The following is a 14,992-nucleotide window of genomic DNA, read 5'->3' on the forward strand; positions in this document are numbered from 1 at the left end:
CCACGCATCCTACAACAGGGGGGACGCGCCCGCCGCGCCCTCACGGGCGCGGCCGGCGCGTCCATCTGGCTGCGGGAACCCGGCCAGCGCCTCAAATGTTCAGATGGCTCTGCAAATCAACCCCGGGGGGGTCGTCGCTCACTGGGCGTCGGCCGCAGGCGCCTCCAGTTTGAAGTTCGCGTAACCTTCTTTGAAGAGCGAACCGTACGAGGAGCCCTCTCCGCGCACCGGCTGCAGGATCTGCGCCCTGTCGGCCTTCGGGTCGCTCGACGAGGCGGCCTGTGTCCACGCGGAGCTCACGATGTCCGAGCGGTTGCGCAGGTAGTTGCCGATCTTCAGCAGCTCCTCGCGGGCCTCGGCATAGGTGCCGCTCGTCACGTCGACGGCCTGGATGTCGGCGATGGCGTTGGAGATCTTGACCGCGAGCTCGGCGGCGTCGCTCCTCCCCGCCTCGCGCTCCGAGGAGTCGCCGGTGATGCCGGTGCCCTCGAGGCGCTCGACAGAGTCGTCGAGCGCGGCAGCGTACTCCCCGAGGGCCTGGTAGTCGGCTTTCAGCGACTCGTAGGTGGTCTCGTCGCCGGACTTGACGTCGTCCGCGTTCGTCGCAGCGTCCTGGCCGCTCAGCGTGGTCACGGCCGCCACCGATCCAGCCTGCGAGGTGTCCGCGGGCTCGGTGGCCCGGGTGGCGAACGCGTCGGGGTCCCAGGGGTGCGTGATGAGGAGCACGGCGCCCCCCACCACGAGGACGCACGCGATGGCCGCGAGCACCACCGAGCGCATGCGGACCGGCTGCTCGTGAAGGTAGGGGTCCTTGAGGTCCTGCTCGGCCGGAAGGGCCGGCTCGATCCGGGGGAGCCGACCGGTCTCCTGGCTCGGGGACGGGCGTCGCTCCTTGGTCTTCACGCTCTTGGGCGAAGGGCTCACCGGCATGCCGCACTTGGGGCACGACTCCGACCCCTCCGGAACCATGGCGCCGCAGCTAGGACAGTACGACCCTTGAAGACGTGGAAGAACGGCCGTGGCCTCGAGCGAGGCATGGCAGGCCGGGCACACGGCGGTGCCGTCGGCCACATGGGTCCCACAATGCGGGCATTTCACCGGTCGTTCCTCCTCCCCGGACGTCGTCGGAAGCCCTCGTATCCTAGCGGACTAATGGGCGATCTGATCCAGAACGTACGGAAGGATACCGCCCTTCCGCAGGTAGCCGGCCTCGGTCTCCGTGTCCACACGGACGCGGCACGGGAACTCGACCGCCTCTCCATCAGCCTTGACGGCGCGGACGGTGACAGTGCCACCGACGGACAGGTCGAACGGCGCCACCGAGAAGGCCTCGGTGCCATCGAGCCCGAGCGCGGCCAGGCTCACGTCCGCGAGCTCGAGCGGCACGATGCCCATGCCGACGAGGTTCGAGCGGTGGATGCGCTCGAACGACTCGGCGATCACCGCGCGCACGCCTTGGAGCACCGGGCCCTTGGCCGCCCAGTCCCGGCTCGAGCCGCTCCCGTACATCTTGCCGGCAACCACCACGAGCGGCGCGTCGCCGTAGTGGTCGGCGGCGTCCCACACCGGGACGACCTCGCCGGTGAGGAGGTCGCGCGTGTAGCCGCCGCGGCGCCCGTCGGCGAGGCGGTTCTCCAAGCGCACGTTGGCAAAGGTGCCGCGCTCCATGACCTCGTGGTTGCCGCGGCGCGAGCCGTACGTGTTGAAGTCCTCCGGCGCCACGCCGCGCTCCTCGAGGTAGCGCGCGGCCGGCGAGTCCGGCGCGATGGCACCGGCGGGAGAGATGTGGTCGGTGGTCACGAAGTCCGGGAGCAGCGCGAGGCACCGCGCCCCATCGAGCGACCACGAGTCGCAGGGGCGCGCGATCTCGAAGTAGGGCGGCCGACGGATGTACGTGGACGTCGGGTCCCAAGGGAACGTGTCGCTCTGCGCGTCCGGAAGCAGGCGCCAGGCCGCGTCGCCGTCGAAGAGCCCCGCCGTGCCCTCCTCGTAGAGGGACGGGGACAGCACCGCGTCGAGCACCTCCTGCACCTCGGCGGCACTCGGGAGCAGGTCGGAGAGCATCACCGGCTCGCCGTCAGCGCCGATCCCGACCGGCTCTGTGGAGAGGTCGACGTCGACGGTGCCAGCCAGCGAGTACGCCACGACGAGCGCCGGCGACGCGAGGTAGTTCTGTGCCACGTCCGGCGAGATGCGGCCGTCGAAGTTGCGGTTGCCCGAGAGCACGCTCGCGAGCTCGAGGTCCTCGGCGGCCTCGTGCATGCCCGGGAGCACCGGCCCGGAGTTGCCGATGCAACTCATGCAGCCATGGCCGCAGGTCTCGAAGCCGAGCCGCGCCAGCGGGGCGGCGAGGCCGGCCCGCTCCAAGAGCAGCGACGCCGCGTGGCTGCCGGGCGCGAGGACCTTCTTGACCCATGGCTTGGGCTCGAGGCCCGCGTCTAGCGCCTTCTGGGCCGTGAGGCCGGCGGCGACCATCATCGCCGGATCGGTGGCGGTGGTGCAGCTCGTGATGGCCGCAATCGCGAGGGCGCCGTGGCCGAGCGCCTCGTCGGACGCCCCCACCGGGACCGTCCGGAGCGTCTGAAAGTCGCCGTGGCCGTTCTGCTCCGCGACCGCACGGAAGCGCTCGCGGAGACCCTCCGGGAACACCTGGTTGTGAGGACGGCTCGGCCCCGCCAGGCAGGGACGCACGGTGCCGAGGTCCAGCTCAACGGTCCTGCCGTAGACGCGGGCGCCCTCGAGCCCCCAGCAGCCCTCTGCCCGATAGTAGGCCTCGACGAAGCGCACCTCGTCCTCCGGACGCCCCGTGAGGCGCAGGTAGTCGACGCACTGTTCGTCAACCGGGAAGAGCACCGCCGTCGAGCCGTACTCCGGGGACATGTTGGCCACACAGGCGCGCTGGGGGACCGTGAGGCCGGCGACGCCGTCGCCCGTGACCTCGACGATGGATCCCACGACGCCGGTCTCGCGCAGGAGCTTTGCGACCGTCAGCGCGAGGTCCATGGCCTGCGCCCCGTCCGGCAGCTGCCCGGTGAGGCGGAGCTCGACCACCTCGGGGACGCGCATCGGGAGCGGCTGACCGAGCGCGGCCGCCTCTGCCTCGATGCCGCCGACGCCCCAGCCCAGGACGCCGATGCCGTTGGCCGTCGTCGTGTGCGAGTCGCTGCCCACAAGCGTGTCGAAGCAGGCCAGCTCCTCGCCCTCGTGCAGGGCGTCGACGGCCACCACCGGCGAGAAGACCTCGACGTTCAGCTGATGGCAGATGCCCTGGCCCGGCGGCACAATCTGCACGTTGTCGAACGAGGCGCCCGCCCACTTGAGGAACGAGAAGCGCTCGGCGTTGCGGCGCGCCTCGATCCGCTGGTTCTCGAAGGCGGCATCGGCACAGCCGGCGACGTCCGCGCACACCGAGTGATCGACGACAAGCACGCAGGGGATGCGCGGGTTCACAAGCGTCGGGTCTCCCCCGTCGGCCGCCACGGCGTCCCGCATGGCCGCAAAGTCCACGAAGATCGGCACACCGGTGAAGTCTTGGAACAGCACGCGCGCGGGCCAGAAGTCCACCTCGCCGCCGGCACGCCCCTCAAGGCCGGCCGACACCACCTCCCAGGCCTGGCGCACCGCCTCCTCATCGGTGGCCGCGCGCCGCACGACGTTCTCCAACAGGCGCACCGAGGCGCGGGGCAGACGGAGCGCGCCCGGTATCCGTGACACGTCGACGATGGAGCGGGCGACGTCACCGGCCGTCAGCGTCTTCGTCCTCCGGGCCTCCAGAACGGAGGTTGCGAACCGCTCGGCCTGTTCGGCGGAGTGCGCGGCGGCGTTCACGTCGGTCATGGGTCCTCTTTTCCACGCGTCGGGCGAATCTCAGATAGGGGCCGGCCGGGTTGTCGGCATCGGCCACAGAGCGGCGGAACAAGGCGAAGAACAGGGCCAGCGCGGCCCCGGCCACGAGGGCCAGGAAACCGGCAAGCGGCCAGGTCAGGGTCGCGACCTCGAAGAAGCTGCCGAAGACCGAGACGCCGAGCACCACCACAGCGAGCATGGCCCAAAAGAGGAGACGGCGCAGCCAGTTGAGCGGTTTGGACACGCACCGGACCAACGCGAGACCCACGGAGGCCGTCACGCAGGTGGCGATCGTGGACACCTGGGCCGCGCTCATGCCCAACGGGTAACGGGCGAAGACCACGATGGCGAGCCCGAGCGAGATGGCGAGGGCCGCAGGCACCGCGTGAGCGAGCACGTTGGCGAGGAACGAGCCCCTCACTCGGTCGTGGTTGGGCTCGAGCGCGAGCACGAACGACGGGATGCCGATCACCGCCGCCGAGACGAGCGTCAGCTGAATCGGCAGGAGCGGGTACGGCGGGACGATGATGCACAGCGTGGCCACGACGATGGAGAAGACCGTCTTCTCCAGAAAGAGCGCCGCAGAGCGTTGCAGGTTGTTGATCGAGCGCCTGCCCTCGGCGACCACGGCCGGCATGTGCGAGAAGTCGTCGTCCACGAGGACGATCTCGGCCACGGAACGGGCGGCGTCCGAGCCCCCGGCCATGGCCACCGAGCAGTCCGCCTCCCGAAGGGCGAGCACGTCGTTCACGCCGTCGCCCGTCATCGCCACCGTGTGGCCCTCGGCCTGGAGGGCGAGCACGAGGTCTCGCTTCTGCTGCGGCGTGACGCGGCCGAACACCCGGCAGTCACGGGCCGCGCGCTTGAGCTTCTCGGGGGTGTCGAGGGTCGTGGCGTCGACGTACTCGTCGGCGTCAGGCACCCCCGCCTCCTGCGCGATCGCCGCGACCGTTCGAGGGTCGTCGCCCGAGATCACCCGCAGGCCGACCCCCTGCTCCTTGAAGTACGCAAGGGTGGCCGGCGCCGAGTCGCGCACCTGGTCCGAGATGGCGACGAAGCCGAGCAGGACGGGGACGCCCGTGAAACGGTCGTCCTTGTCGAACCCCTCCACCCGGCACACGGCCAGGAGCCGCGCGCACGCACCGGCCTCGCGCTCTGCAGCCGCCAACGCGTCCGCACGATCGGGAACCAGGAACTGGGCCGCGCCCACCGCAAGGCCGCCGCCCGTCTCCAACAGGCAGCCCGAATACTTACGGTCGCTCGAGAAGGGCACCGCCCGCGTGATGACACGGGGCTGGAGCGCATGCTCCTCCTGGTAGGCGAGCACCGCCCGGGCCGTGTCGTTGGCGTCGTCGGCATTGGCGGCCATCACGGTGACCAGGTCGCTCACGAGGTCCTCACGCTCGACGCCCGGCTCGGGAATGAGCTTCTCCACCGTCATCGCGCCGCTCGTGATGGTCCCGGTCTTGTCGAGGCACAGCACGTCCACGCGGGCGAGGGCCTCGATGCAGTAGAGCTGTTGGACGAGCACCTTCTGCATCGCGAGCCGGACCGTCGAGATCGCGAGCACCGAGCTCGTCAGCAGCACGAGCCCCTGAGGGATCATCCCCGTGACGGCCGCGACGGTGGTGAGGGCGGCGTCCTGCCAGGACCCGCCGTCGAAGAAGGAGCGCAGGAAGAGCACCGTTCCCACCGGAAGCAGCACCCACGTGCCGAGCTTCACGATGAAGCGCAGCGTGGAGCGGATCTCGGACTCGATGGGCTTGGCGGCGCGGGCCTCGTCGTTGATCTGCGCCGCGAAGGAGGCGGCGCCCACGGCCACGGCCTGTCCCACACAGGACCCGGCCGTCACGAACGACCCCGAGAGGAGCCGGTCGTCGGGGCCCTTGCGCACGGGCTCGGACTCACCGGTGAGGAGCGACTCGTTCATGACCACCTTGCCGGAGCGCACCCGAAGGTCGGCCGGCACCTGGTCGCCCGAGGAGAGCAGCACGAGGTCGCCCTGCACGACCCCCGTCGACGGGACCTCGACCACCTTCCCTCCCCGGCGCACGCGGACCGGTCGCTCCGCAAGGATGGAGAGCTGGTCCACGGCGCGCTTGGACTGCACCTCCTGGAAGATGCCGATGGCCGCGTTGCAGACGACGATGATCATGAACAGCATGTTCCGGTAGCTGCCGGTGAGGAACACCACGACCGCCAGAAGAACGTTCACCGCGTTGAACAGGGTGCAGACGTTGTCCCGCACGATCTGCCCCACCGTGCGCGTGCGGGGCGAGACGTCCACGTTGGACTTGCCCTCCGCCGTGAGCTGCTCGGCCTCTGCCTCCGTGAGGCCCGAATCGGGCGTGGCGACGAAGGGCTGCTCCTCGCACGGCCCCTCAGGGGCTCCTGGAGCCCCGTGGACTGCGTCCGCCACTGTCCCCTCCCCGTCCTCGGCTGCGAAAAAGGCCGGGAGCCAGCGAACGTGCTGCTCCCGGCCTCGACCGTTGCAATGGTGCCGCCTGTGGGGCTCGAACCCACGGCCTTTCGCTCCGGAGGCGAACGCTCTGATCCACTGAGCTAAGGCGGCTAGCGGATGAAAGTATAAGGGAACCGGGCGCCGTCCGGCGTGACATTTTGGTCACGCGCCACGGTCGCGGGCAGACGGGTCACTCCTGCGAGCGGGAGAAGGTCTCCGGGCCGAAGCTCTTCAGGTACCCCATCAGGTGCGCCAGCGTCAGGGCGCTGTTGGGCCCGGTGGAGGTCAGCGCCTTGTGCATCAGGGACCTCAGCAGCCCTGGCGTGGGCTCGGCGTCGAGCACGAGCATCTGGAACAGCGGGTCCTCGTGCAGGAACGCGAGCCACCTCTCCTGCTCCTCCTTGGAGACGTAGTTCTCCAGGTCCGTCAGCCGCCCCAGCTCGTCCATCACGTACTGGGCGTAGAGCGTGCCGAGCCGGTTGCGCGACTCGTCCGTGTCGAGCCCGAACCGCTGCTGGTGATCCTGGATCGCGGCCGTGCGGCGGTGCCGCTCGAGGAACGTGCCCGTGGTGAGGGTCTTCTGCCGCTCACCGCGGATGTGCTTCTCGTAGTGGTAGGGCGTCTCGGGAAGGAGCGCGACGGACCGGGCCCTCTCGATCGCCGCCAACGTGAAGAAGAAGTCGGCCACGTAGGGCTCTCCGCCGCTCTCGAACCGAAGCCCGTCGAGGAGCTCGCGGCGAAAGAACTTCGTGAAGATCGCGCCCATCAGGTGCTCCTCCTCGAGGTCGAGCACCACCGTCTGCACGGCGGGGCCGGTGAGGAAGGCCCGGTGGGGCGTGCGCTCCTCGCTGTAGGCCACGTCGCCGCGCCGGTTGAAGAAGTCCTCGGTGAGACCCTCCACCACGATGTCCGGGTCCTCGACGTCAATGGCGCGGGCCGCCACCTCGAGGAACGTGGGCTCGGCGACGTCCTCGCAGTCGAAGAAGCACACGTAGCGCCCCCGGGCGTGCCGGATGCCCCGGTTGCGGGCCTCGGAGAGCCCCTGGCGCAGGTCGTTGTGGATGAGCCGCACCCGCGGGTCGTCCTGTGCGGCACGAAGCACCCGAAGCACCGAGTGGTCCCGGCACGCGTCGTCCACCACGAGCAGCTCCCAGTCGGGGAACGACTGGGCGCGGACGGATCTCACGGCGTCCGCCGCGTAGTCCTCCGTGGCGTGGACGCACATCACGATGGTGAAGAGCGGCGGCTCCTGCTCGGTCAGAGCGACGGCTGGGTTCATGGCACCTCCGAGACGGGCAACGGGACAGGTTCAAAGCTCAGTGAATTGTGCCCCTTGGCGCCTGCGGCGAGAAGCCCCCGCCGGCCAGCGGCCAAACACAAAAAACGGGGCGGCCGCTCTCCGCGACCGCCCCGCCCGAAGGGCCTAGAGCACGTGCACGTCCTCGGGGCCAAAGGCCACGAACGCCTCGTCGCCCACGTCGTAGATCTTGTGGTTCTTGGGATTGAAGTCGGTGATCTTGACGAGGGTGTCCCCCACCTTCACCTGGTAGTTGTGGTAGTTGCCCATGAAGCGGGACAGCGTCACCGTGCAGGGCAGCACGCCCTCGTCGGCCAGTGCCGCCGCTTCCGGGCGCAGCACCAGCGTGACGTCGTCGCCCACGTTGAGGTGCCCGACGTTGGACACGTCCACCGGGTTGCCCTCGATGGTGGCCTGGCCGTGGTGCCCGTCCTTCTCCGCCAGCGTGCCGCGCAGGAAGTTGGACTCGCCGATGAAGTCGGCAACGAACTCGTTGGCGGGCTCGTAGTACACCGTGAGGGGATCGCCCATCTGCTGCACGACGCCCTTCTTCATGATGATGATGTTGTCCGAGAGAGCCATCGCCTCGGACTGGTCGTGCGTGACATAGACAGCGGTGATGCCGGCCTCCTGCTGGATGCGGCGGATCTCGTTGCGCATGTCCACGCGGAGCTTGGCGTCCAGGTTGGAGAGCGGCTCGTCAAAGAGCAGCACGCCGGGCTCGAGCACGAGGGCGCGCGCGAGCGCCACGCGCTGCTGCTGGCCGCCGGACAGCTGGTTGGTCATGCGGTCTTCCATCCCGTCGAGGCCCACGAGGTGCAGGATGTTCGTCACCTTCTTGGCGATCTCGTCCTTGGGTACCTTGCGGAGCTTCAGGCCGTAGGCCACGTTGTCGAAGATGTTGTAGTGCGGCAGGAGGGCGTAGCTCTGGAACACCATCGCGGTGTCGCGCTTGTTGGGGGTGAGCTCGTTGATCGGCTCCCCGCCCAGGTAGATCTCGCCCTCGTTGGGGCTCTCGAAACCGGCGATCATGCGCAGGATCGTGGTCTTGCCGCAGCCGGAGGGGCCGAGCAGCGTCACGAACTCGCCGGGCGCGATGTCCAGCGACACGTCGTGGACGGCGTAGAAGTCCTTCTTGGTCTTGGGGTCCTGGTAGATCTTTGAGATGTGGTCCAGCCGGACGCCTTTCTTTTCCTTTGCCATGGGTTAGAGCTCCTCCACTTGTCCGCTCTCGACGTAATCGGTGCCGATCGCCTCGGCGGCCTCCTTGTCGGCCTTGGTCGCGCGGCTCGTGCCGAAGCGACGGATGACGGCGTTCATGATGAGGACCGCGCCGTAGGTGATCATGATCAGGATGGTCGCGAAGGCGCAGGCGATGCCGTAGTTGCCCTTCTCGGCGAACTCGTTGATCTGCACCGTGATCAGGTACGTGGACGGCGTCACGAGCAGGATGATCGCGGAGATGGCCGTGATCGAGCGCACGAAGGCCGTCACGAGGCCGGAGAGGAAGCTCTCCTTGATGAGTGGCAGCGTCACGGTGCGAAACACCGTGAAGCTGTCGGCGCCCATGTCGTAGGCCGACTCCTCGATGGACTTGTCGATTTGGCGCAGCGCCGAGATGCCGGAGCGCGTGCCGGTGGGCAGCGAGCGCACGACGAACACGATGATGAGGATCGCGCTCGTGCCGTAGATGCCCTGCAGGAGCCCGGTGTGGAACAGGCCGCCGGAGAAGCCGCGGATGTAGCCCACGCCGAGGACGGTGCCCGGCACCGCCATGGCGAGCATCGAGACGGCCTCGATGAACCCGCGCCCGTGGAAGTCGCGCTTCACCACGAGGTACGAGATGACCATCGAGAGCAGGGCCGTGATGGGCGCCGCGATGAGCGAGAGCAGGAACGAGTCGCCGAAGGCCTGCAGGCCGTGGTACTTGGTGAACACCTGCGCGAACCACTTGCCGGTGAGCGTGAAGTCGTAGCCCCAGGTCTTGAAGAGGGCGCCGAACGGCACGCAGATGTACATCGCGACGACGAAGATGGCGCAGACGGAGCAGAGGAGCGTCAGCGGGATGCGCACGGAGTTGTCCGTGGTGAGCATGCGGGCGCGGCTCGCCTTGCCGGAGAGCGTCGCCGTGGACTTGGCCTCGAGCACGTACTTCTGCACGGCGAACATCGCGAGCGTGATGCACAGGAGCACGACGGCCATCGCGGCGGCGCCCTGCTTGTCATAGGCGCCGGTGATCTGCAGGTAGATCGTCGTGGCGAGGGTGTCGTAGGAGCCGCCGATGATCATCGGGTTCGCGAAGTCGGCGATGGACTCGATGAAGGTGACGAGGAACGCGTTGCCGAGGCCCGGGGCGATGAGCGGCAGCGTCACGGACGTGAAGACCTTCCAGCGGGAGGCGCCCATGTCGCGCGACGCCTCCTCAAGCGACGGGTCGATGTTCCGGAGGAGGCCCTTGAGCATCATGTAGCACACCGGGAAGAACGTCAGCGTCTGGACGATGAAGATGCCCCAGAAGCCGTAGACGTTGTTGTCGTAGATGCCGAGCACGTAGCGCGTGATGATGCCCGCCTTGCCGAACAGCATGATGATGGAGAGCGACAGCACGAAGGGCGGGCTCACCACCGGCAACATCGAGACGAGCGCGAACAGACCGCGCATGAACTTGGTCTTGAGCTGCACGTACTCCTCGACGTAGGCGAAGAGCAAGCCCACGAGGGCGGAGCAGATGCCCACGAGGAAGCCCACCGCCAGCGTGTTGGTGATGGCCGTCGTGAAGCTCCCCATCTGGAAGATGCGGTCGAACACCGCCAGCGACGGGCCGCTGTCGGTGATGAAGCTGTCAACCAAAAGGATGGCCAGCGGGTACAGGATGAAGAGCGTCAAAAGCGCGATAAGGACGACGATGGTCGTCATCATGATGGGGTCGCCGAGCAACTTCTTGCGGTCGAGAGCGGCGCTTTGGTCCTTGGCCACGGACATCCCCCTTTCCTTGAGTCTTGGAGCAAGCCTTCAGCTTGCCCCTCTACAGCGAAGATGCCGGGAGGGAGGACCCCCCGGCATCATGGCTTGAGCCTCCGTCGCCACTGAGGCGACGGTCAGACCGACCTCGCTCCTCTACTCGGTCTGGAAGCGGTCGTCGCCGCCGCCGAGGGCCGCCATGACCTCCTCGACGTAGGTGGAGGTGTTCTTCTTGGCGTCCTCGAAGTCGTAGTCCATCGTGTTGTCCGGGTCGAGGCCGTACTCGGTGGCCACTTCGGGCTGGGTGGCGTTGTCGATGACGAGGAACTGGTAGGAGCCGTTCTGCGCGGCAAGCTCCACGCACTCCGGGGACAGCGCGTACTCGACCCACAGCTTGGCGGCGTTGGGATGCGCGGCGCCCTTGAAGATGGCGGTGGCGCCCACCTCGCAGGTGGTGCCGGACGTCGGGACCTGCATGCCGATGTTCTCGTAGCCGTTGTCCACGATCTGGTAGATGCCGTCGTGCAGGAAGCCGAGGCCGAGCACGCACTCGCCGGTGCCGACGTTCTTGGAGGGGCCGGAGCCGGACTTGGTGTAGACCTGCACGTTCTTGTCGAGGTCGACGAGCCACTGGATGCCCTCGTCGTGGCCGTACTTCTGGATGGCCGTGTTGATGATCAGCTTCGCCGTGCCGGCGGTGTTGTAGTTGGAGCTCCAGATGAGGCCCTTGTACTTGGCGTCCGTGAGGTCCGCGAAGTCCTTCGGCGCGTCGATGCCGAGGCGCTCGAGCTCGTCCTTGTTGTACATGATGCCGAGCATGCCGGTGTAGATGCCGAACCAGTTGTTGTCGGCGTCCTTGTAGATGTCCTTGGTGATGTGGGAGGCATTGGCCGCGTCATAGGGCTCGAGCAGGCCGGCGGCGGCGCACTCGTTGTAGGGGTCGGAGGTGCCGCCGAACCACGCGTCGGCGCTCGGGTTGCCGTTCTCCTCCTCGATCTTCGCCTGAACCTCACCGGTGGACAGGCGCTGGCTCTGGACGTCGATGCCGTAGAGCTCCTTGAAGTGGTCGCACGCGGCCGTCAGGTACTCCTCCTCGCAGGAGCCGTACACGACGAGCGAGCCTTCCTTTTGGGCTGCGGCCACGAGCTCGGCGTCAGCGCCGACGGAGTCGCCGGACTCTGCCTCGGCCTGGGCGCCGTCGCCGGCCGAGCCACCACTGCACGCGACAAGACCAAGACCTGCGACCGCGATTGCGGACCCGCCAAGGAAGTTGCGACGCGTGACGTTCTTCATGGTTCCACCTGTCCCTTCGGAGCTTGTCGGCGCTTCGATCGCGCCTCTTTAAGCATTGTTATGATGGGACACAAAGCAAAAAGCGCAGCGGATTCGCCCAGGGGACGTTCGTAACAGGTAAAAGGCGGGCCAGTGCTTTCCTGTGGACAAGACCGTCAGAAATGGGTATACAGGGTGCCTTTTTTTGGCATGCCAGCTTCGGATGGGCTATGCCTCGTGGGCCATGCGCCCCTTCACCCGGTCGAGGAACCGCGCCGAGCCGCCAACGGCGCCGAGCGCGAGGCCCTCGTAGTACCGACGGTCCGTGGCCTTCTTGAGCCATGGGTGCTCGGAGGCCAGCCAGGAGCGGAACTCCCTGGCACGGGCACGACCGCGCCTCCGGTCGTCGTCATAGACCAGCATGATGTTGTAGTGCGTGTTCACGAGGAGCCGTGCGCGCTCGCGGACATAGGCCGCGCGCGCCTCCTCGAGCCCTGGATCGAGGAGGCGCTCCTCGGCGAACTCGGCGACACGGCGCACGACGCGGTCGTGGTCGGCGAACCGTCGCACGTAGTTGGGCGCCGCAACGCTCTGGGACGCGTTCCCCACCTGGTACTGGTAGACCTCGATGTCCAGGAACGTGACCGTGCGCGCCTGGCTCGTGAGCTCGATCACGTACTGGCTGTCCTCGTAGAAGGTGCGCTCCAGGAGCCTGAGGCCGAGCCGGCGCGCGAAGTCCGTGCTCGCGTTGACCGTGTGTATCTGGGCCGCCGAGCTCCGCGCAAGCACGTCCGAGACCGTCGTGAGAGGCACGCACTCCCCCACCGGGACACCGGCCGGCAGCGGCCGCGGCTCCCGATCGCCCGTGCCCATGCGGACGTCGCAGCGCCAGTCGACGACAAGGTCGGAGCTCAGGCCGGCCAACGCGTCGAGCAGTGCGTCGAGCCCGTCCACGTCCACCCAGTCGTCGCCGTCCACGACGCGGAAGTAGCGCCCCCGCGCGAGGGCGAGCCCGGTGTTCACGGCCCCACCATGCCCGGCGTTCTCCTGCGACACCACGCGCACCACCTCGGGACACCGCTCCGCATAGCGGTCGGCCACCTGGCGCGTGCCGTCCGACGAGCCGTCGTCCACGACGATGACCTCGAGGCGCCCCGCGAAGCGCGACAGCGCCAGCGTCTCCAGGCCCGTCGACAGGCAGCTCTCGACGTTGTAGCTCGGCACGCAAACGGTCAGCTGCGGCTGCACGGTGCCCTCCTAGCGCTCCGATTGGATCTTCGTGACAAGGCCGGGTCCCTGGGCCTTCGCGCGGCTCACAGCGGTGCCGAGTGCGAGCATCGCCGGGACGCACCCGGACCTCAGCACCCCGAGCGAGACGGCCAGCGCGCGAGAGCGCCGTGCCCGCGCCACGGGGATCAGCCGCTGGAAAAGCGGGTCGCGCTTGAGCTCGCGAGCCCAAGCACGGCGTTCCCCCTTCGACAGGCCGCCCACCGGGGCCGCCTGGCGCATCAGGGTCGAGACCACATAACGGCCGTACAGCGCGCCGAGCGTCTGCATGGCCTCGTCGTCGGCGATGCCGTGCGCCTCGAGGAAATCGAGCATGGTCTGGATGCGCGCCCGGTGCACGTCGTAGTAGTCCGGGGTGTAGCGCTGTGAGTCGTAGCGGCCGCCCGTCAAGCTCCCCGAGCGCTTCTGGTAGCGGTACTCGGCCACGTCGAGGACGCAGACCGTGCGGGCGCGCTCGAAGGCGCCGAGGGAGAAGAAGAAGTCCTCGGAGACCGTGAGGCCGGAATCGAACCGGAGGTCGGCCACGAGCGCGCGGCGGAAGAACTTCGTGTGGACATAGCCGAGCAGCGTGCGCTCCTCGAGCGGCAGCGCGAGGCCGGCCACCTCGTCCGTTCCCCGCGCGACCGCGGACGGGGCCGTGACGCGATTCGCGTAGACGAACCCGCCGGCGCCGTCCAGATAGCGCTCCTCGAGCCCCTCCACCACGATGTCGGGGTCCTGGGCCTCAATGGCGGCGGCAGCGGCCGAGAGAAAGTCCGGCCCAGTCTCATCGTCAGGGTCCGGGAAGCAGACGTAACGTCCCCGTGCCACCTCGAGGCCGGTGTTGCGGGCGGCGGAGAGCCCGCGGTTGCTCTCGTGGCGCACGACGCGCACGCGCGCGTCGCCAGCCGCCTCGTTGAGGGCGGTCTCGATCGAGGCGTCCGGCGAGGCGTCGTCGACGAGGATGAGCTCGAAGTCCCCGCAGCGCTGGTCCAGCAGGCACCGGACCGCGCGCGCGATGTACGGCTCCACGCCGTAGACGCAGAGCACCAGGCTGAACAAGGGCTCCGCAGGCGCCATCGTCATGCCCCCAGCGCCTTGTAGGCGTCGCACACTTCCCGCGTCGGGCCCACCATGCGCAGCTCGCCCTTCTCGATCCAGGCGACGCGCGTGCAGATGCGCTCCACGAGGTCGATGGAGTGGCTCACGAGCAGCACCGTGACGTTGTTGGACTCCACGAGCTCCTGGATGCGCCGCTCGCACTTCTGCTGGAACAGGAAGTCGCCCACGGAGAGGGTCTCGTCGACGATGAGGATGTCCGGCTCGGTGATCGTGGCGATGGCGAACGCGATGCGGGCCACCATGCCGCTCGAGTAGTTCTTGAGCGGCATGTCCTGGAAGTCCCGGAGCTCGGCGAAGTCGATGATCTCCTCGTAGTGCTCGTCGATGAACGCCTTCTTGTAGCCGAGCAGCGCGCCGTTGAGGTAGATGTTCTCGCGCGCGGTGAGGTCCATGTCGAAGCCGGCGCCCAGCTCGATGAGCGGCGCGATGGTGCCCTTGACGGTGACGGACCCCTCGCTCGGCTCCAGCACGCCGGCGATGCACTTGAGCATCGTGGACTTGCCCGAGCCGTTGGTGCCGACGAGCCCGAAGGCCTCCCCCCGCTTCACGGTGAAGGAGACGTCGTCCAACGCGCGGAACTCCTTGAAGAAGAGGTTCCGACGCACGAGCGCGATGAAGTACTCCTTGAGGGAGTTGAGCTGCTCGGACGCGATGTTGAAGATCATGCTCACGTTGTTGACGCTGATGAGCGTCTCGGCGTCGGGCGCCACCTCGTGGGCGGTCAGGATGGAGCCGCTGTCGGGCGCGTTCGGGATAATGGCCACTGG

Annotated in this window: 10 protein-coding genes and 1 tRNA gene; all 11 read right to left on the bottom strand. The window is 68.2% G+C overall.

The window, feature by feature from the left end:
• Positions 1 to 138: 138 nt before the first annotated feature.
• The 11 genes from QJ043_RS07940 to QJ043_RS07990 all read right to left on the bottom strand — a co-directional run bounded on the left by QJ043_RS07940 (position 139) and on the right by QJ043_RS07990 (position 14,989).
• Positions 139 to 1,098 (bottom strand): zinc ribbon domain-containing protein, encoded by a 960-nt coding sequence (locus tag QJ043_RS07940; protein WP_283713151.1) that lies wholly within the window; start codon positions 1,096 to 1,098, stop codon positions 139 to 141.
• A 51-nt stretch (positions 1,099 to 1,149) separates the two neighbouring features.
• The gene (acnA, locus tag QJ043_RS07945) at positions 1,150 to 3,837 is read right to left on the bottom strand and encodes an aconitate hydratase AcnA (protein WP_283713152.1); all 2,688 of its coding nucleotides are present in this window, start codon (positions 3,835 to 3,837) and stop codon (positions 1,150 to 1,152) included.
• Positions 3,737 to 6,265, bottom strand: coding sequence for an HAD-IC family P-type ATPase (locus QJ043_RS07950; RefSeq protein ID WP_283713154.1), 2,529 nt, complete (start codon positions 6,263 to 6,265; stop codon positions 3,737 to 3,739). Before QJ043_RS07950 ends, acnA begins: the two co-directional genes overlap by 101 nt.
• Positions 6,266 to 6,341: 76 nt before the next feature.
• Positions 6,342 to 6,418, bottom strand: a tRNA-Arg gene (locus tag QJ043_RS07955).
• Positions 6,419 to 6,497: 79 nt separating this feature from the next.
• Positions 6,498 to 7,586, bottom strand: a complete 1,089-nt coding sequence (locus tag QJ043_RS07960) for a glycosyltransferase family 2 protein (RefSeq protein WP_283713155.1) — start codon at positions 7,584 to 7,586, stop codon at positions 6,498 to 6,500.
• A 144-nt stretch (positions 7,587 to 7,730) separates the two neighbouring features.
• On the bottom strand, positions 7,731 to 8,807 hold the full coding sequence (locus QJ043_RS07965) for an ABC transporter ATP-binding protein (RefSeq protein WP_283713157.1): 1,077 nt from the start codon (positions 8,805 to 8,807) through the stop codon (positions 7,731 to 7,733).
• Between the two features lie 3 nt (positions 8,808 to 8,810).
• Entirely contained in the window at positions 8,811 to 10,580 is a 1,770-nt protein-coding gene (locus QJ043_RS07970) for an ABC transporter permease (protein ID WP_283713159.1), read from the bottom strand.
• 141 nt (positions 10,581 to 10,721) lie between these two features.
• Positions 10,722 to 11,858 carry an extracellular solute-binding protein gene (locus QJ043_RS07975; RefSeq protein ID WP_283713160.1) on the bottom strand — a complete coding sequence of 379 codons (1,137 nt, stop codon included), beginning with the start codon at positions 11,856 to 11,858 and terminating at the stop codon, positions 10,722 to 10,724.
• A gap of 207 nt (positions 11,859 to 12,065) precedes the next feature.
• The gene (locus QJ043_RS07980) at positions 12,066 to 13,085 is read right to left on the bottom strand and encodes a glycosyltransferase family 2 protein (RefSeq protein WP_283713161.1); all 1,020 of its coding nucleotides are present in this window, start codon (positions 13,083 to 13,085) and stop codon (positions 12,066 to 12,068) included.
• Between the two features lie 9 nt (positions 13,086 to 13,094).
• Positions 13,095 to 14,189: a glycosyltransferase family 2 protein gene (locus QJ043_RS07985; RefSeq protein WP_283713162.1), complete on the bottom strand. Its 1,095-nt coding sequence runs from the start codon at positions 14,187 to 14,189 to the stop codon at positions 13,095 to 13,097.
• Positions 14,186 to 14,989 (bottom strand): ABC transporter ATP-binding protein, encoded by an 804-nt coding sequence (locus QJ043_RS07990; protein ID WP_347177739.1) that lies wholly within the window; start codon positions 14,987 to 14,989, stop codon positions 14,186 to 14,188. The genes QJ043_RS07985 and QJ043_RS07990 overlap by 4 nt, the downstream gene beginning before the upstream one ends.
• Positions 14,990 to 14,992: the final 3 nt, after the last annotated feature.

This window comes from Kribbibacterium absianum, assembly GCF_030067705.1.
Lineage (GTDB): Bacteria > Actinomycetota > Coriobacteriia > Coriobacteriales > Atopobiaceae > Kribbibacterium > Kribbibacterium absianum.